This is a genomic window from Ruegeria sp. N10 (assembly GCF_056531545.1).
Genome location: NZ_JBQFLY010000007.1, coordinates 126,631 through 143,551, shown reverse-complemented (window position 1 = coordinate 143,551; position 16,921 = coordinate 126,631). Strand labels below are relative to the sequence as shown.

The window sequence follows — 16,921 nt, the reverse complement described above, 5'->3', positions numbered from 1 at the left end:
AGGGCGGCGGCGCCGATTGGGGCGCCGCGGCAATTTAGTCGTTGATGTCGTGGTTGAAAGTTTTGACCTGACCGTTCGGCAACGCAAACAGTTTCCGCAAAACAAGCCATGCAATCAGTGACATCACTGCAAAGATCAGCGCCAATACATTCAAAGACAGAGCCATTCCGGGTACGGCAAGGATAAGCCCCGTGACTGCGGCTCCGATTGCAAAGCCCAGAAAGATGAAACCGGGCAGGAAAATCTCAAGGATACCCAGCGCCAATGCGGCGGCCAGCCAGATCCACCAGGTCAACCAGAAGGGGTCAGCCATCACTTTCCTCCTTTTAACATTTTGAACGCGTCACCAAAGGCTTCCAGTGCGTTGGCAGGCACAACAATGGTTTGCTTGCCAGTACCGTTTCCAAGCGCGTTCAGGGCTTCAACCTGTTTCAAGGCAACCTGATACTGGGCCGCTTCAATGCCGTTATCCTGAATGGCCTTGGCGACCACACCAGTGGCATAAGCTTCGGCTTCGGCCTGAATGCGCCGCGCCTTGGCGGTTTGTTCCGCCGCATAAAGCTCGGCGTCGGCATGCAGCTCGACTGCGCGTTTCTTGCCCTCGGCTTCTGTCACCTGTGCGCGGCGGGCTCGTTCGGCGTTCAGCTGTTGCAGCATGGCGTCACGGGTGGCCTGATCCAGATTTACGTCCAGAATCTCGGCGCGGGTGACTTCGATACCCCAGTCATCGACAGCTGTTTCAACGCTTTCCTGAATACGCGTGATCAGTTGGGACCGGTTCGACTGAACCTCATCCAGATCCATCTTACCAATCTCGGCGCGAACGATCCCGGCGACAGTGGTGGCAATCGCGCCATCTACGTCGCGAATTCGGTAGACCGTCTTTTCAGGTTCGAGAATACGGTAGAAGACCGATGTATCGATCTGCACCAGAACGTTGTCCTTGGTGATTGCGTCCTGCGTCGCGTTTGGCAGCTGGCGTTCCAGGATCGAGATCTTGTGACGCGCAATGTCCAGTAGCGGAACAATAAAGTTGATGCCGGGGCCAAGCACGGAATGCAGGCGCCCAAACCGTTCAACTACGTATTTTTCGGACTGAGGCACAATCTTGATGCCTTTGAAAATGATAACAATTACCAGCACCGCAGCCAGCAGGTAAATGATGTTTGACGAAAGCAATCCGATGATTTGGTCTTCGGTCATACTGTCCTCTTGTTTTTGTGTACTATAGTATACATGTGGCGATTGAGTCGCCCGATTTCAACTCTGGTATGAGTGGAAAGCAGCCCCATGCAAATGCTCCAATAGTAAAACGCTGTATCGAAAAATAGTGCTGTGACCGCTTTGCATCCCTAATTGTTTGCGGTATCGGGCTTGGATGAAACTGATAATCGATACAGATCCTGGCATCGATGATGCCATGGCAATCGCCTATGCCGCCGCAGCGCCCGAGATCGAGCTGATCGGCCTGACCACCGTGTTCGGAAACACGCATGTTCACCAATCCAGCCGCAATGCCCGGTTCCTGCTTGATAAGCTGGGTCTGGATCTGCCTGTCGCGGAAGGGGCTGCGGTTGCCTTGGGTGCCGATACGCATTCGCCCTCCGAACATGTGCATGGTCCCGAAGGATTCGGTGACCTGACTGACATTCCCGAAATTGGAAGCAACCACGCCCTGCCGGCTGCTGAATTTCTGGTTGATATGGCGCGAACCCACAAGAAAGAGCTGGTGGTGTGCGCCGTGGGCCCCCTGACCAACATCGCCAACGCCATTCGTCTGGATCCGGAATTCGCCGACAATCTGGGGCGTTTGGTGATTATGGGCGGGGCGGTGTACTGCCCTGGTAATATTACAGTACATGCCGAGGCCAACATCTATCATGATGCGATTGCCGCTGAAGAGGTCTTTGCCACACCGCCGGAAACCGTACTGGTCGGCTTGGATGTCACGCTGAAAACGCTCTACGAGACTGCAGATTTCGAAAGCCTGGCAATGCGATCACCTGACATGGGGTCCTTTCTGCGAGATATCTCTCGCTTTTACCTGAAGTTCTACAAGGACGTCGGTGGTCTGGAGGGCTGCGGCCTGCACGATTCGACGGCTGTGATTGCTTGTTCTCATGGTGCTATGTTTGACATGGTCGAAACGGGTCTGCGGGTTGTCACCGAAGGCGACCAGAAGGGTGCGACGCGACCTGATCCGGAACGTCCCGCAGTTCGGGTCTGCCGCGACGTGGATGGGGCAGGGGTTGTTCAACTGTTTACAGACCGTGTTGCCTCGCTACCCTGACGGGTTGCAAAGACCGACCGGATCGGGCAAAGCCTGCCCGGTTCGGCGACCCGAGGCGATGACATGACCCAACAGTTTTCTTTTGATCTGAAAGCCACAGACGGCAAAGCCCGGACCGGTGTGATCAGCACACCACGCGGCGACGTGAGAACGCCTGCCTTTATGCCGGTTGGCACTGCGGCAACGGTCAAGGCGATGATGCCGGAAAGCGTTCGCGCGACGGGGGCAGACATCCTGCTGGGGAACACCTATCACCTGATGCTGCGTCCGACCGCTGAGCGTATTGATCGACTGGGTGGACTGCACAAGTTCATGAACTGGGATCGGCCCATTCTGACAGATTCCGGCGGATTTCAGGTCATGTCGCTGGCCGGATTGCGCAAGCTGACTGAAAAGGGCGTGACCTTCAAATCCCATATTGACGGGTCAAAGCACGAATTGACGCCGGAACGGTCGATGGAGATCCAGCGCCTGTTGGGCTCGGACATTGTCATGTGTTTCGATGAATGCCCTGCGCTGCCAGCGGATCGTGACCGCATTGCCGAGTCGATGCGCCTGTCGATGCGTTGGGCGGAACGGTCGCGCGATGCGTTTGGCGATCGTCCGGGGCATGCGCTGTTTGGCATCATGCAAGGTGGGCTGGAAAAAGACCTGCGAGAAGAAAGCGCCAAGGCTTTGAAATCTATTGGTTTCGAAGGCTATGCGGTTGGTGGCCTGGCCGTCGGCGAAGGGCAGGAGGCCATGTTCTCTTGCCTCGACTATGCCCCCGATTTCCTGCCATCGGACAAGCCGCGCTATCTGATGGGCGTCGGCAAGCCCGACGATATCGTCGGTGCTGTTGCCCGCGGGATCGACATGATGGACTGTGTGTTGCCCTCGCGGTCCGGGCGTACAGGGCAGGTTTTCACCCGCTACGGCGTGGTGAACATCAAGAATGCCCGTCACGTAGACGATCCGCGGCCGCTGGACGAGCAGTGCACTTGCCCAGCCTGTTCTAATTATTCCCGCGCTTACCTGCACCACGTGTTCCGTGCGAATGAGATGATTTCCGGCATGTTGCTGACATGGCATAACCTGCATTATTTTCAGGAGATCATGGCCGGCATGCGCGACGCGATTGCCGCGGGTGCGTTCGAAGTCTGGCAAGCCGATTTCCACGCGCAGCGCGCGCAGGGGGATATCGAACCGCTGTGATGTTTTGCCCCCTCCAAGGCGAAAACGGGCAATTCTGCACAGCCGGGCTGTTTTCTGGCGACTGATCGCGCAAGACCGGGGCGTATTCTACTATTTTGGTGGATATGTTCCCGGCACGCCTTGCAGTCCGCCAAACCTCGGTTCATTCTGATTGGTGATACATGGCGGTAAGGTTGAAAATGGGCGATGAGGCCCCACCTTTATCGTCCAAGACAGGAGACGGACAAATGTTGCCTCGATGAGGGACAAGTTCCGTCTTGCCAACGATAAGGATAGAGCATGCAAGAGCCTCTGAATTCCTCCTACCCCGTCCTGCCGCTGCGCGATATTGTGGTGTTCCCACATATGATCGTGCCGCTTTTCGTAGGCCGTGACAAATCGGTCCGCGCGCTGGAAGAGGTGATGCAGGATGACAAGCAAATTCTGTTGTCCAGCCAGATCGATCCCGGTGTTGACGATCCGGATGAAGAAGGCATCTACCGCACCGGCGTTCTGGCCAATGTGCTGCAACTTTTGAAGCTGCCCGATGGCACAGTAAAGGTGCTGGTCGAAGGGCAGGCGCGCGTTCAGATCACCGAGTTTCTTGAAAACGAAGAGTTTTTCGAAGCCCGCGCGGAATACCTGACCGAAATTCCCGGCGACGTCACCACGACCGAAGCGCTGTTGCGCACTGTCGCGGATGAGTTCGAGCGTTACGCCAAAGTGCGCAAGAACATCCCCGAAGAGGCACTGACCGCAGTAGGCGATACCACCGAGCCTGCCAAGCTGGCCGACCTTGTGTCCGGGCATCTGGGCATAGAAGTCGAACAAAAGCAGGAGCTTCTGGAAACCCTCAGCGTCAGCGAGCGGCTTGAGAAGGTCTATGGCCTGATGCAGGGCGAGATGTCTGTTCTGCAGGTCGAGAAGAAGATCAAGACCCGTGTCAAATCCCAGATGGAGAAGACGCAGCGTGAGTATTATCTGAATGAGCAGATGAAGGCCATTCAGAAGGAACTTGGCGATGGCGAGGACGGCAGCAACGAAGTTGCTGAATTGGAAGCCAAAATCGCCGAAACCAAGCTGTCGAAAGAAGCGCGGGAAAAGGCCGAGGGTGAGCTTAAGAAGCTCAAGAACATGTCACCTATGTCGGCCGAAGCCACAGTTGTGCGCAACTATCTGGATTGGATTCTTGCTCTGCCTTGGGGCACTAAATCCCGTGTCAAAAAGGATCTGGGCCGCGCGCAGGAGATTCTGGACGCGGACCATTATGGGCTTGAGAAGGTCAAGGAACGGATCGTTGAATACCTCGCGGTTCAGCAGCGCTCGAAAAAGCTGAAAGGGCCGATTCTTTGCCTTGTCGGCCCTCCGGGCGTGGGCAAGACCTCGCTGGGTAAGTCGGTTGCCAAAGCTACCGGGCGTGAGTTCATTCGCATCTCACTGGGTGGTGTTCGAGACGAATCCGAGATCCGGGGCCATCGTCGGACCTATATCGGCTCCATGCCCGGCAAAATCATTCAGGCGTTGAAAAAGGCGAAGACCACGAACCCGCTGATTTTGTTGGATGAAATCGACAAGATGGGACAGGATTTCCGGGGCGACCCAGCATCCGCGATGCTTGAGGTGCTGGACCCGGAACAGAACAACACGTTCATGGACCATTATCTTGAGGTTGAATATGACCTGTCCAACGTGATGTTCCTGACCACGTCGAACAGCTACAACATGCCCGGGCCTTTGCTTGACCGGATGGAGATCATCCCGTTGGCCGGTTACACAGAGGACGAAAAGCGTGAGATCGCCAAGCAGCACCTGATCAGCAAACAGGTCAAGAACCATGGTTTGAAAGCCAAGGAATTCGAACTGACCGATGAGGCGCTGCAAAAGATCATCCGCACCTATACCCGCGAGGCGGGTGTACGGAACCTTGAACGTGAAATCGCCAAGGTCGCGCGCAAGTCGCTGACCAAGATCATCAAGAAGGATGCAGAAACCGTTAAGGTTACACCCGAAAACCTGCAAGATTTCCTGGGCGTGCCGAAATTCCGTTACGGTCTGGCCGAGCAGGACGATCAGGTTGGTGTTGTCACCGGTCTTGCCTGGACGTCAGTGGGTGGCGACCTGCTGCATATCGAAGCGTTGAAACTGCCCGGCAAAGGGCGGATGAAGACGACCGGTAAGCTGGGCGATGTGATGAAGGAATCCATCGACGCCGCTTCGTCCTATGTGCGTTCGATTTCACCTCAGATCGGGGTAAAGCCGCCGCAGTTTGACAAGATCGACATTCACGTTCACGTGCCGGATGGCGCGACACCCAAGGATGGCCCATCGGCAGGTCTGGCCATGGTCACGTCGATTGTCTCGGTTCTGACCGGTATTCCGGTTCGGAAAGACATCGCGATGACCGGCGAAGTCTCACTGCGCGGGAATGCGATGCCGATTGGTGGATTGAAAGAAAAGCTACTGGCCGCGCTGCGTGGTGGGATAAAGACCGTTCTGATCCCGGAAGAGAATGAAAAGGATCTCGCGGATATCCCGGACAACGTCAAAGAAGGGCTGAAGATCATCCCGGTCAAACATGTCTCGGAAGTTCTGGAACACGCATTGGTGCGCAAACCTGAACCGATCGAGTGGGATGAAGCCGCGGAAGAGGCCGCAGCAGCGGCGGCCGCGTCGACCGGTAATACCGGACCTTCCGCAACCGCGCATTAAGTCTTTGGAAAATCAAATAAAGGCGAAGCAATAGCTTCGCCTTTATTTGTCGAGGGATGTAGTGAAAACTGTAACATGCAGCGCCAAAACGCTGGATGAAACCAGTGTATCATTTTGGGCATCGGCGAGCTTTGAAAATGGTGGGTGATAACGGATTTGAACCGCTGACATCTTCGATGTGAACGAAGCGCTCTACCACTGAGCTAATCACCCATGGGACGGGGTGATATCTTTCCCGAAGGTTGGCTGCAAGGGAAATAGAACCCGCGGCATCCGCAAAAAATCGCGCCGTATACAAAAATCTGGAATCTGACAAAAAACTTGAAAACGCCGCTTGACGCTGCCCGAGCGTAGCCATAATACACCCAAACGTTCAGCAATGAACTTGCAGCGGGCGGTTGTAGCTCAGTTGGTTAGAGTACCGGCCTGTCACGCCGGGGGTCGCGGGTTCGAGCCCCGTCAACCGCGCCATCGCTGCCATCCTTGGTCCAGGTTAAAGGCCACGAAAATAGATGCGCGGTTGTAGCTCAGTTGGTTAGAGTACCGGCCTGTCACGCCGGGGGTCGCGGGTTCGAGCCCCGTCAACCGCGCCATTTTCCTCCTCTAACAGATCAAGGGTTGCGCCTTTTTAGGCACCTTTAGTCAATCCTGTGTTCATTGCAGGTTTTGATCGGCGAAAATTCGACTGTTCACTAAATGTTCTAACTTTTCTGTTGGAGTCTTGGTCTGGCTCGCCTATCTCTTAACCACTTGTTTGTTGGGGGCCGCATATGGCTGAGCTGAAGAATATCGAGGTGCGCGGCGCGCGCGAACATAACCTCAAAGGTATAGACGTTGATATCCCTCGGGATCAGTTGGTGGTCATAACTGGATTGTCGGGTTCGGGGAAGTCCTCATTGGCGTTTGACACCATCTATGCAGAAGGCCAGCGCCGGTATGTCGAAAGCCTTTCGGCCTATGCCCGGCAGTTCCTGGATATGATGGAAAAACCGGATGTCGATCATATCAGCGGCCTGTCTCCGGCAATTTCGATTGAACAAAAGACGACGTCCAAGAACCCGCGTTCAACTGTGGGCACGGTAACCGAGATCTATGACTATCTGCGTCTGCTGTTTGCCCGCGCCGGAACGCCCTACAGCCCAGCCACCGGGCAACCGATTGAGGCGCAGCAGGTGCAGGACATGGTCGACCGGATCATGACAATGGAAGACGGTACGCGCGGTTATCTTCTGGCCCCCATCGTGCGCGATCGGAAGGGTGAGTACAAAAAAGAATTCCTGGAGCTGCGCAAACAGGGTTTCCAGCGCGTCAAGGTGGACGGAGAGTTCTACGAACTGGATCAACCGCCTGTATTGGATAAGAAATTCCGTCACGATATCGATGTGGTTGTTGATCGACTGGTTGTGCGGGAAGGTATGGAAACGCGCCTGGCCGACAGCCTGCGCACCGCTCTGGATCTGGCGGACGGGATTGCCATATTGGAAACTGCCCCGCGTGTGGGTGATCCGGAACGCATCACATTCAGCGAGAATTTTGCCTGCCCGGTCAGCGGTTTCACCATTCCCGAAATCGAACCACGCCTGTTTTCGTTCAACGCGCCCTTCGGTGCCTGCCCGGATTGTGACGGTCTTGGAGTTGAGTTGTTTTTCGATGAACGCCTGGTGGTGCCGGACCAGACGCTGAAACTCTACGATGGTGCTTTGGCACCGTGGCGCAAGGGTAAATCCCCTTATTTCCTACAAACAATCGAGGCCATTGCGCGCCATTACGAGTTTGACAAGAACACGCCCTGGAAAGACCTGCCTTATAATGTGCAGGAGGTCTTTCTGCGTGGGTCCGGGGATGATGAAATTCAGTTCCGGTACGATGAAGGTGGGCGCGTCTATCAGGTGACCCGCAGTTTTGAAGGCGTGATCCCGAATATGGAACGCCGGTACCGCGAAACCGACAGCGCATGGATTCGTGAGGAATTTGAACGATATCAAAACAATCGTCCCTGCGGCGCCTGCGAAGGTTACAGGCTTCGGGCCGAAGCGCTGGCGGTAAAGATCGCCGGGCTGCATGTGGGGCAGGTGGTGCAGATGTCGATCCGTGAGGCTTTGGCGTGGATCGAAGACGCGCCCAACCACCTGAGCGCCCAGAAAAACGAAATTGCCCGCGCCATTCTCAAGGAGATTCGCGAGCGACTCGGTTTCCTGAATAACGTTGGTTTGGAATATCTTACGCTGTCCCGTTCAAGCGGAACACTGTCAGGTGGCGAGAGCCAGCGTATTCGTCTGGCCAGTCAGATCGGCTCGGGGCTGACCGGGGTTCTCTATGTTTTGGATGAGCCTTCGATCGGGCTGCATCAGCGAGACAATGACCGGCTTCTGGGTACGCTCAAGAACCTGAGGGATCAGGGCAATACGGTGATCGTTGTAGAACATGACGAGGAAGCCATCCGTGAAGCTGACTATGTTTTCGATATCGGTCCGGGAGCAGGTGTACATGGCGGGCAGGTGGTCAGTCATGGAACGCCTGCGCAAATCGCGGCGGATGCGGCCTCCATTACCGGGCAGTACCTTGCAGGAACGCGTGAAATCGCAGTTCCGGTACAGCGCCGTAAAGGCAAAAAGCAGAAAGTCACGGTGGTCAAAGCCACGGGCAACAACCTGAAGAATGTCACAGCCGACTTCCCCTTGGGCAAATTCGTTTGCGTCACAGGTGTGTCGGGAGGTGGTAAATCCACCCTCACGATTGAGACATTGTTCAAAACCGCGTCAATGCGGCTGAACGGGGCGCGTCAGACACCAGCACCCTGTGAAACCATCAAGGGGCTGGAACACCTCGATAAGGTCATCGACATCGACCAGCGCCCCATTGGGCGAACGCCGCGATCAAACCCGGCGACTTATACCGGGGCCTTCACCCCGATCCGAGATTGGTTTGCCGGGTTACCTGAGGCTAAGGCACGCGGGTACAAACCCGGTCGCTTCAGCTTTAACGTCAAAGGCGGGCGGTGTGAGGCTTGTCAAGGTGACGGTGTCATCAAGATCGAGATGCACTTTCTGCCGGATGTCTACGTGACTTGCGAAACCTGCAAAGGCGCGCGGTATAACCGCGAGACGCTTGAGATCAAGTTCAAGGGCAAATCCATCGCGGATGTGCTTGATATGACAGTGGAAGATGCGCAGGAGTTCTTCAAGGCCGTGCCGTCAATCCGGGACAGGATGGACGCCCTTGCTCGTGTGGGTCTTGGCTATATCAAGGTGGGTCAACAAGCCACAACGTTGTCAGGTGGCGAGGCGCAGCGGGTAAAGCTGTCTAAGGAACTGTCGAAGCGTTCAACCGGGCGAACGCTCTATATTCTCGACGAACCGACAACAGGTCTGCATTTCGAAGATGTGCGCAAGCTGTTGGAAGTGCTGCATGAACTTGTCGATCAGGGCAATACTGTGGTGGTGATTGAACATAATCTGGATGTGGTCAAAACTGCGGATCATATCATCGACATTGGACCTGAAGGTGGTGATGGCGGTGGCGAAATAGTCGCCACCGGAACACCAGAAGACATAGCCGATGTTGAACGCAGCCACACCGGGCGATACCTGAAGCCGATGCTGAAAGGGGCGCGCGTCGCGGCAGAATAAGTGCCTAGACGCGGCCTCAGTTCAGGATATCTGCGATCGCGCCGATCAGGTTCAGGACTTTGCGTGTCTCGGGGTCGACCCGGTACACGTAATCACCCGCACGGACATATGAGTAGTTTCGGTTCAACCCATAGCGATAGGGGTCATTGATCCAACGGTAGTCGTTGGTAATGAAGTCACCATCGCGATAGATTTTCTTTGCCTGACCAGGCGGCACGCAGGGAACGGATTTCTTGGCCAGACCCGGAGGGCAATGACCGGCCTTATTCTTTGCAACCGCGGCAACCGGGGAAAGGGCCAAAGCCGTCAGAGTTGCCGTCGTCACCAAAAATCTCGTCATGTCGCCGTCCTTTGCGATTTGGCCAGCCGGGCCTTTTGTTCATGACTGCCTAGATGGTCGCTTGCCCAACATCTGTCAAATCGTTGGGCAAGATGCCGCCAGTTGTCTTATTCACGCCCGCGCTTTTCGAACCGTGGCAGCATGGCACTGAAATCGCGTCCCTTGCCATCTTCATTCTCGACAAATTGCTCATAAAGCGCGGTGGCAACCTGACCCATCGGTGTATCTGCATCTGCACTCTCTGCCGCCTGCTGGCTCAGGCGCAGGTCCTTCAACATAAGCTCGGCCGCGAAACCGGGGGCGTACCCATTGTCCGCCGGGCTTTGCGGACCGACACCGGGGGCAGGGCAATAGGCGTTCATCGTCCAACTGTATCCGGACGACGTACTTACCACGTCAAACATCTTCTGCCGGTCCAGACCAAGCTTGTCGGCTAGGGCGAAGGCTTCACAGGTTGCGATCATGGTGACACCAAGGATCATGTTATTGCAGATTTTGGCGGCCTGGCCGGCACCGGCCTCACCACAGTGAACAGCTTTCTGCCCCATGATGTCGAACAGGGGAGATGCCTTGGCAAACGCGGCCTCTGATCCGCCAGCCATGAAGGTCAGCGTGCCAGCCGCAGCACCACCGATGCCGCCTGAAACCGGCGCGTCTACGGACAACAGTCCGGCGTTGATGGCCTGATCCGCAACTGCCCGCGCGCTTTCCACATCAACCGTCGAGCAATCGATTAACACGGCACCTTGTGCCATTGCGGGAATGATTTGATCGGCAACGGCCCTCAGAATCGCACCGTTTGGCAGCATCGTGATGACAGCATCGGCCGCTGCGACGGCTTCCGAAGCGGTTTCGGCCGGAGTAACTCCGTCAACCGTCACGCCCGCTGTGTCAAAGCCAAGTACCTTATGACCGGCTTTTGCCAGATTGGCCGCCATTGGCGCGCCCATGTTTCCCAGTCCGATGAAACCGATTTGCATCTCTTAATCCTCTTCGAAAGTCAGGGCGTCCGCACCCAGGGGCTGAAGCATTTTCGACACGGCAACCAGAGGGACGTTCATGTCAGGAAACTGCCAGTTCGGATTGCGATCCTTGTCGATGATCTGCGCGCGGATACCTTCCAGAAAATCTCCATGCTCCATCGCGCGGTAGGTGAAACGATACTCCATCTCCAGAGCTCGGCGTATGGTCAGAGAAGGGGTGCGCCGGCGGTGAAGAATCTCGATCGTGCAGGCCACGGAAAGCGGCGCGTTCTTCCTCAGTATGCCCAGAGTTTTTTCCGAAAACTCACTGTCGTCGCTGTGCAGACTGTTCAGAACGTCGCCAAGGGTTTCACCGGAAAAATGCTGATCGATCTGGGCCTGCAAGTTCGCCAATTCACCAACAGGCGGTGTATCAGCATGGTCAGCCAATAGTTCAGCGTTTCCAGAGGCTTCGAGCAGCTCGATCAGATCGGACCATTGTGATTGTGGGATGAAAAGATCGGCAAACCCTGCATAGATCGCATCCGCAGGCCCCATCCGATAGCCCGTTGTCCCCAGAAACTCACCCGTGCGTCCGGGTGCAAGGGCCAGCATCAAAGAGCCGCCGACATCCGGCACCAGTCCGATGGAGCATTCTGGCATGGCTATCTTTGCACTTTCACCTACAACGCGATGGCTGCCATGGCATCCGATGCCAACACCGCCGCCCATCGCGAACCCCTGAAGAAAGCTGATGACCGGCTTTGGATATTCGAAGATCAGGGCATTCAGACGGTATTCGTCACGCCAGAATTTCTGACCGTAAGAGAAATCGCCCTTGGTGCCGGTTTCATAAAGTTCAGCAATATCACCGCCCGAGCAGAAGGCTTTTTCCCCTTCGGCGTCCAGGATGATCAGGTCAATCTCATCGTCCTCGCGCCAGTTGCGCAGCGCTGTGTCGATGGCCATGCACATGTCATAGGTCATCGCGTTCAGCGCATGAGGACGGGTCAGGGTGATACGCCCGGCACGGCCTGTGGTGCGGATATCGATATCTGACATGGATGCCTCAGCGATTGGCAAGCAACTGGCGCGATACGATCACACGCATGATCTCATTCGTGCCTTCCAATATCTGGTGCACACGAAGATCACGCACAAGCTTTTCGATGCCGTAATCAGCAAGGTAGCCATAACCACCATGCAATTGCAGGCACTGATCCACCACTTTCGATCCGGTCTCAGTGACGAATTTCTTGGCCATAGCGCAGAACTTCGTGGCATCGGATGCGCCCTGATCCAGCTTCCAGGCTGCCTGCCGAAGGAACGTACGCGCGGCCTGCAATTCGATCTCCATATCCGCCAGACGGAACTGAAGGGCCTGAAACTGGTCGATGGATTGGCCAAAAGCCTTACGTTCAGACATGTATTGCAGCGTCATGTCCAGCCCCGCCTGAGCGGCCCCAAGGGAACAGGCCGAAATGTTAAGCCGCCCGCCATCCAGCCCCATCATCGCATATTTGAACCCGTCTCCTTCCGTGCCCACAAGGTTTCCGGCCGGTATCTTGCAATCGTCGAACTGAACTTGCGCGGTGGGTTGGCTTTTCCAGCCCATCTTCTGCTCGAGCGCGCCGAAGCTGAGTCCGGGCGTGCCGTCTTCAACGTAAACGGTCGATATCCCTTTGGGTCCATCCTGACCGGTACGCACCATGCAGACGTAAGCGTCGGAATATCCGCCGCCTGAAATGAAGGCTTTTGTTCCGTTCAGCGTATAGCCTTCATTGGTTCGTTCGGCACGTGTTTTCAGCGCCGCCGCATCCGATCCAGAGCCGGGCTCGGTCAAGCAATAACTCAGCACAGTTTTCAAGCTCAGAACATCGGGCATAATGCGCGCCTTGAGGTCATCGTCGGCAAAATTGTCGAGCATCTTGGCGCACATGTTATGGATCGACAGGAAGGCTGCGACCGATGGGCAGGCCATCGATAAGGCCTCAAAAACCAGGGTTGCATCCAGACGGGTCAGGTTTGACCCACCGCTAGCCTCTGACACGTAAAGGGCACCGAAGCCAAGCTCTCCGATTTGGGGCCACAAGGTTTTGGGGATCGTTCCATCAGCCTCCCATTGCCGGGCAAAAGGGGCGATGTGTTCCTGCCCAAAGGCATGTGCCATATCGAAAATGGCTGTTTGTTCCTCGCTGAGTGCGAAATCCATGGCGCTCCCTCCCATCGGCAATGAATTGAACAGTTGTTTATTTCTGAATTCTTACAGAAATTTTGCAGGTTCAACAATGGCTCTGGGCACGGGGCTGTTGTCGTTAGTGCCTAAAGATCCGCATGGAACTCTTCGATCAGGTGGCGTACGACGGCCTTGCCGGGATCTTCCCCTCGTGCGGCAGCTTCGGCGTGAACGCGGCGCTGGCGTGTGGCCGAGGTGCCGTTTTCGGCAATCTGCCGCAGGCGGGCCAGTTCCGACATTGTGCCCAGTGCCTCGGCATCTTCGGCCAGCAATCCCATCAGATCACCGATCAGGTCGGACATGGGTTTGATCGAGCGATCGCCGAAGTCGATCAATCCTTCGCCCACACCATATCGCTGCGCGCGCCAGCGGTTTTCACCTATAAGAAAGCGATCATATTGCCGCCAGCGCAAGTTGCGATCTTTCAAGCGGCACAACATTCTGGTCAACGCCTGAATAAGGGCGGCAAGTGAAAGCGTGTGCTCCAACCTTGGCTGGACATCCATAATCCGCGTTTCAAGCGTTGGAAAGCGATGCGAGGGGCGCAGGTCCCACCAGATCTTAGTGGTATCTTCAATGACCCCCAGTTCAATCAAAATACCTGTCGTGCGTTCATATTCGCCCCAGCTTGCAAAGACCGGCGGCAGACCAGTGCGCGGCAAATTGTCAAAGACAGTCAGGCGGTACGAAGACAGGCCCGTATCCTCGCCATTCCAGAAAGGCGAGGACGTGGACAACGCCAGAAGATGAGGCAGGAAGTAAGACAATTGCGGCATCAGATCAGAACGCAATGCTTGGCTTTCAACCCCGACATGAACATGCATTCCGCAGATCAGCATCCGGCGGGCCACGCCCCCCAGCGCATGTTGCAGCGCATCATAGCGTTCTTTGCGGGTGTGATGCTGATCCTTCCAGTTTGCGAAAGGGTGGCACGACACGGCAATTGGCGACAGATTATAATCCGCTGCCCGTTCTGATACACAGGACCGCAGGCGTTTCAGGTCCTCGCGCGCCGAAGCAACGGTTGCATGCGGGCGGGTGCCGACTTCAATCTGGCATTGCAGGAATTCGGGGCTGACCTGACCTTCGAAATCATTCTGACAGGCTTCCATCAGCGCTTCGGGGGCTTCGGACAATTGGAGGCTGTCGCGGTCTACAAGAAGGTATTCTTCTTCGATCCCGATCGTGAATTCCTGCTGCATGGCGGCCCTCGCGGTAGTTATTTCGATCAGTGAATACGGAAATTTTCTTTTTGCCAAGGGTTTGCCCGGCTTGTCCTTGCAGAGGAACGACTAGCAAAGGTAAGGAACATCGCAGCAAAGACTACGGAGCCAGCGACTTGAAACCCAGAAAATTCCCGCAGATCAACGCCGCCCTGGATGAGCTGGGTGTGAAACTGGTCGACAAGGTCACCGAACAGGATGAGCGCACACGGTTGGAAGCTTTTGAGGCTGCCGGAGGTCTGACGCGCCCCGTCTATGCTTTGTCCCCGGGGATGGATGGGTTTGATATTTCGCAGCTGGCCAGTGAATACGCCATGCACAAGAATGCGCTAGAGGCGCTAAAGGATCCAGAGCGCAATCAGACTGGCTATCGTACCGGAAACGGCTATTACGACAGCCCGGACGCGGATGCCTTGTATCTGATGATCCGCCGCTTTCAGCCCCGGCGGGTGATCGAGGTTGGATGCGGTAACTCGACCCGAGTAACCCGGCAGGCGGTCATCGATGGCGGGTTTAACACCACAATTACGGCCATCGATCCGTATCCCCGCGCTGACATTGTCCATGTTGTTGATCGGTTCGAACAAAAACGGCTGGAGGAGGCCGATCCGGCGCTGTTTTCAGAGCTGGAAGCCGGCGACATCCTGTTTATTGATTCCAGCCACGTCGTGCGGATGAGCAACGACGTCGCTCATCTTTTTTGCCGCATCATTCCAACACTGAAGCCCGGAGTGGTGATCCATGTGCACGATGTTTTTCTGCCCTACGAATACCCCAAGCGGTTCTTCTATGACTGCCCGGGTTGGGGTGAGCAATACATGCTGCACGCTTTGCTGCAATCTGGCGCGTATTCAATGCTTTGGCCGGGATATTACCTGCAACAGGATCGACTCGATGCCGTCGCCGATTTGCCCTTTTTGGCTGAAGGGCGCGCGCAAAGCATCTGGGTGCAGCTAAAAGAAAAATGATCTCAGACTGATCCGGCGTGACGAAAGCCCCGTATCCCTTTCCATAACAAGCTGGAGAGGAGAAGACAGCCATGTTTCGTCGTACTTTTATGGGTGCCGTCGCCGCATTTGCATTTGCCATGCCGCTCAAAGCGCAGGCTGCAGATATCGTTGATACCGCTGTAGCAGCCGGATCGTTCAACACGTTGGTGGCCGCAGTTCAAGCCGCAGGTTTGGTAGATACCTTGAAAGGAAAAGGTCCATTCACCGTCTTTGCCCCGACAGACGAAGCCTTTGCCGCACTACCCGAAGGCACGGTGGAAACGTTGTTGTTGCCGGAGAACAAGGATCAACTCGTATCGATCCTGACATACCATGTAGTACCAGCCAAAGTGATGTCCGGCGACATTGCTGGCAAGCGCGCCAAGGTTCTGACTGTTCAGGGTGATCGGCTTAGCGTGAATGCCAAAAACGGCGTCAAAGTGAATGACGCCAAGGTCATACAGGCAGACATTGAAGCCAGCAATGGCGTGATCCACGTGGTCGACGCTGTTATCCTGCCGGAATGACGCTCTGTTCCTAAAGAGATCAAAGCCCCGGCGTATGACCGGGGCTTTTGCTTTTCTGAGCTGGTAGATTAGATCAAACGAACCTGTGTGCCGACCTTAACCAGCGGATACAGTTCTTCGACATGCTGGTTGTACAGGCCAATGCATCCTGACGAGCTCTGACGACCGATCTTGCGCGTGTCGTGCGTGCCGTGGACGAGATAAGCAGGCCAGTCCAGATACATGGCGCGCGTTCCCAGCGGGTTGCCTGGATCGCCACCTTCCATCCGAATAGGCAGGTTGGGGTCACGCTCGCGCATCGAGGCAGTCGGTGTCCAGCTTGGAAACTCGGTCTTGCGCACAACTTTTGTGTAGCCGCGTTTTGTAAGCTCTTCGCTCATGGGCACAGAGCTGGGGTACAGCTTATAGGTGCCATCCGGCGCCCAATAGTGAACCGCGCGGCTGGTAATGTCGGCCAACAGGCAGCCTACGCCCAGCTCATCAAAATGGTCCTGCCAGTTTTGCTGCGAGAAGGACGACACATTGCGCCGTACCGGCAACTGTGTGCTGATCGCGTCTTCGGTTTGCGGGAAAGCATCAGTGCTTTGTGCCCGAACAAGGGCGGGGGTCGCCATCAGAGATGCAACGCCCAGTAGGGCGGAACGACGGGTTATTCGGGATTGGGACAAGGTTGCCTCCGGTAAGTTCACTGCTCGCTGTGTATTTGGCGGCAAGATATTTCCATTGGACGCAATTTTCCAGAGCGACGCACCTGAATTTCTTGTGAGCGTGGGGAATATGAACGCTGGTCGGCGGAAAGATGCGAAAACCCGGCCCTGAATGGGGCCGGGTTCCATGGTCGTG

At 55.8% G+C, this 16,921-nt stretch carries 14 protein-coding genes and 3 tRNA genes; 8 read left to right on the top strand and 9 right to left on the bottom strand.

The window, feature by feature from the left end; all coding sequences use genetic code 11:
- Nucleotides 1–34: 34 nt before the first annotated feature.
- Both ACR0JI_RS11820 and ACR0JI_RS11815 read right to left on the bottom strand, forming a co-directional pair.
- Nucleotides 35–313, bottom strand: a complete 279-nt coding sequence (locus ACR0JI_RS11820) for an NfeD family protein (protein ID WP_267364499.1) — start codon at nucleotides 311–313, stop codon at nucleotides 35–37.
- Nucleotides 313–1,203: an SPFH domain-containing protein gene (locus ACR0JI_RS11815; protein ID WP_480472533.1), complete on the bottom strand. Its 891-nt coding sequence runs from the start codon at nucleotides 1,201–1,203 to the stop codon at nucleotides 313–315. Before ACR0JI_RS11815 ends, ACR0JI_RS11820 begins: the two co-directional genes overlap by 1 nt.
- 175 nt (nucleotides 1,204–1,378) lie before the next feature.
- On the opposite strand from ACR0JI_RS11815, the gene ACR0JI_RS11810 reads away from it, so the two are divergent.
- The 3 genes from ACR0JI_RS11810 (at nucleotide 1,379) to lon (ending at nucleotide 6,172) form a co-directional block, all read left to right on the top strand.
- Nucleotides 1,379–2,290: a nucleoside hydrolase gene (locus tag ACR0JI_RS11810; RefSeq protein ID WP_480472535.1), complete on the top strand. Its 912-nt coding sequence runs from the start codon at nucleotides 1,379–1,381 to the stop codon at nucleotides 2,288–2,290.
- Nucleotides 2,291–2,353: 63 nt separating this feature from the next.
- Nucleotides 2,354–3,484, top strand: coding sequence for a tRNA guanosine(34) transglycosylase Tgt (gene tgt / locus ACR0JI_RS11805; RefSeq protein ID WP_480472537.1), 1,131 nt, complete (start codon nucleotides 2,354–2,356; stop codon nucleotides 3,482–3,484).
- A 279-nt stretch (nucleotides 3,485–3,763) separates the two neighbouring features.
- Nucleotides 3,764–6,172 carry an endopeptidase La gene (gene lon, locus ACR0JI_RS11800; protein ID WP_480493281.1) on the top strand — a complete coding sequence of 803 codons (2,409 nt, stop codon included), beginning with the start codon at nucleotides 3,764–3,766 and terminating at the stop codon, nucleotides 6,170–6,172.
- 138 nt (nucleotides 6,173–6,310) lie between these two features.
- On the opposite strand, the gene ACR0JI_RS11795 is transcribed toward lon, so the two are convergent.
- Nucleotides 6,311–6,385 (bottom strand) — tRNA-Val (locus ACR0JI_RS11795).
- Between the two features lie 181 nt (nucleotides 6,386–6,566).
- Here ACR0JI_RS11795 and ACR0JI_RS11790 point away from each other — a divergent pair.
- The 3 genes from ACR0JI_RS11790 to uvrA all read left to right on the top strand — a co-directional run bounded on the left by ACR0JI_RS11790 (nucleotide 6,567) and on the right by uvrA (nucleotide 9,801).
- A tRNA-Asp gene (locus ACR0JI_RS11790) sits at nucleotides 6,567–6,643 on the top strand.
- A gap of 45 nt (nucleotides 6,644–6,688) precedes the next feature.
- Nucleotides 6,689–6,765, top strand: a tRNA-Asp gene (locus tag ACR0JI_RS11785).
- Between the two features lie 177 nt (nucleotides 6,766–6,942).
- Nucleotides 6,943–9,801, top strand: coding sequence for an excinuclease ABC subunit UvrA (gene uvrA, locus ACR0JI_RS11780; RefSeq protein ID WP_480493280.1), 2,859 nt, complete (start codon nucleotides 6,943–6,945; stop codon nucleotides 9,799–9,801).
- Nucleotides 9,802–9,817: 16 nt separating this feature from the next.
- Here uvrA and ACR0JI_RS11775 read toward each other — a convergent pair whose 3' ends face one another.
- The 5 genes from ACR0JI_RS11775 to ACR0JI_RS11755 form a co-directional block, all read right to left on the bottom strand.
- Entirely contained in the window at nucleotides 9,818–10,141 is a 324-nt protein-coding gene (locus ACR0JI_RS11775) for a hypothetical protein (protein WP_480472543.1), read from the bottom strand.
- A 107-nt stretch (nucleotides 10,142–10,248) separates the two neighbouring features.
- Entirely contained in the window at nucleotides 10,249–11,121 is an 873-nt protein-coding gene (mmsB, locus tag ACR0JI_RS11770; RefSeq protein ID WP_480493278.1) for a 3-hydroxyisobutyrate dehydrogenase, read from the bottom strand.
- Between the two features lie 3 nt (nucleotides 11,122–11,124).
- Nucleotides 11,125–12,165 carry a 3-hydroxyisobutyryl-CoA hydrolase gene (locus ACR0JI_RS11765; RefSeq protein ID WP_480493276.1) on the bottom strand — a complete coding sequence of 347 codons (1,041 nt, stop codon included), beginning with the start codon at nucleotides 12,163–12,165 and terminating at the stop codon, nucleotides 11,125–11,127.
- Nucleotides 12,166–12,172: 7 nt separating this feature from the next.
- Nucleotides 12,173–13,315 (bottom strand): acyl-CoA dehydrogenase family protein, encoded by a 1,143-nt coding sequence (locus ACR0JI_RS11760; RefSeq protein WP_480493274.1) that lies wholly within the window; start codon nucleotides 13,313–13,315, stop codon nucleotides 12,173–12,175.
- A gap of 110 nt (nucleotides 13,316–13,425) precedes the next feature.
- Nucleotides 13,426–14,541 carry a carboxylate-amine ligase gene (locus tag ACR0JI_RS11755; protein ID WP_480472551.1) on the bottom strand — a complete coding sequence of 372 codons (1,116 nt, stop codon included), beginning with the start codon at nucleotides 14,539–14,541 and terminating at the stop codon, nucleotides 13,426–13,428.
- Between the two features lie 137 nt (nucleotides 14,542–14,678).
- Between ACR0JI_RS11755 and ACR0JI_RS11750 the strand changes: the two genes are divergently transcribed.
- Both ACR0JI_RS11750 and ACR0JI_RS11745 read left to right on the top strand, forming a co-directional pair.
- Nucleotides 14,679–15,530: a class I SAM-dependent methyltransferase gene (locus ACR0JI_RS11750; RefSeq protein WP_480472553.1), complete on the top strand. Its 852-nt coding sequence runs from the start codon at nucleotides 14,679–14,681 to the stop codon at nucleotides 15,528–15,530.
- 71 nt (nucleotides 15,531–15,601) lie between these two features.
- Nucleotides 15,602–16,078: a fasciclin domain-containing protein gene (locus ACR0JI_RS11745; RefSeq protein ID WP_480472555.1), complete on the top strand. Its 477-nt coding sequence runs from the start codon at nucleotides 15,602–15,604 to the stop codon at nucleotides 16,076–16,078.
- Between the two features lie 68 nt (nucleotides 16,079–16,146).
- On the opposite strand, the gene ACR0JI_RS11740 is transcribed toward ACR0JI_RS11745, so the two are convergent.
- Nucleotides 16,147–16,692, bottom strand: a complete 546-nt coding sequence (locus tag ACR0JI_RS11740) for a L,D-transpeptidase (protein ID WP_480472557.1) — start codon at nucleotides 16,690–16,692, stop codon at nucleotides 16,147–16,149.
- Nucleotides 16,693–16,921 lie beyond the last annotated feature (229 nt).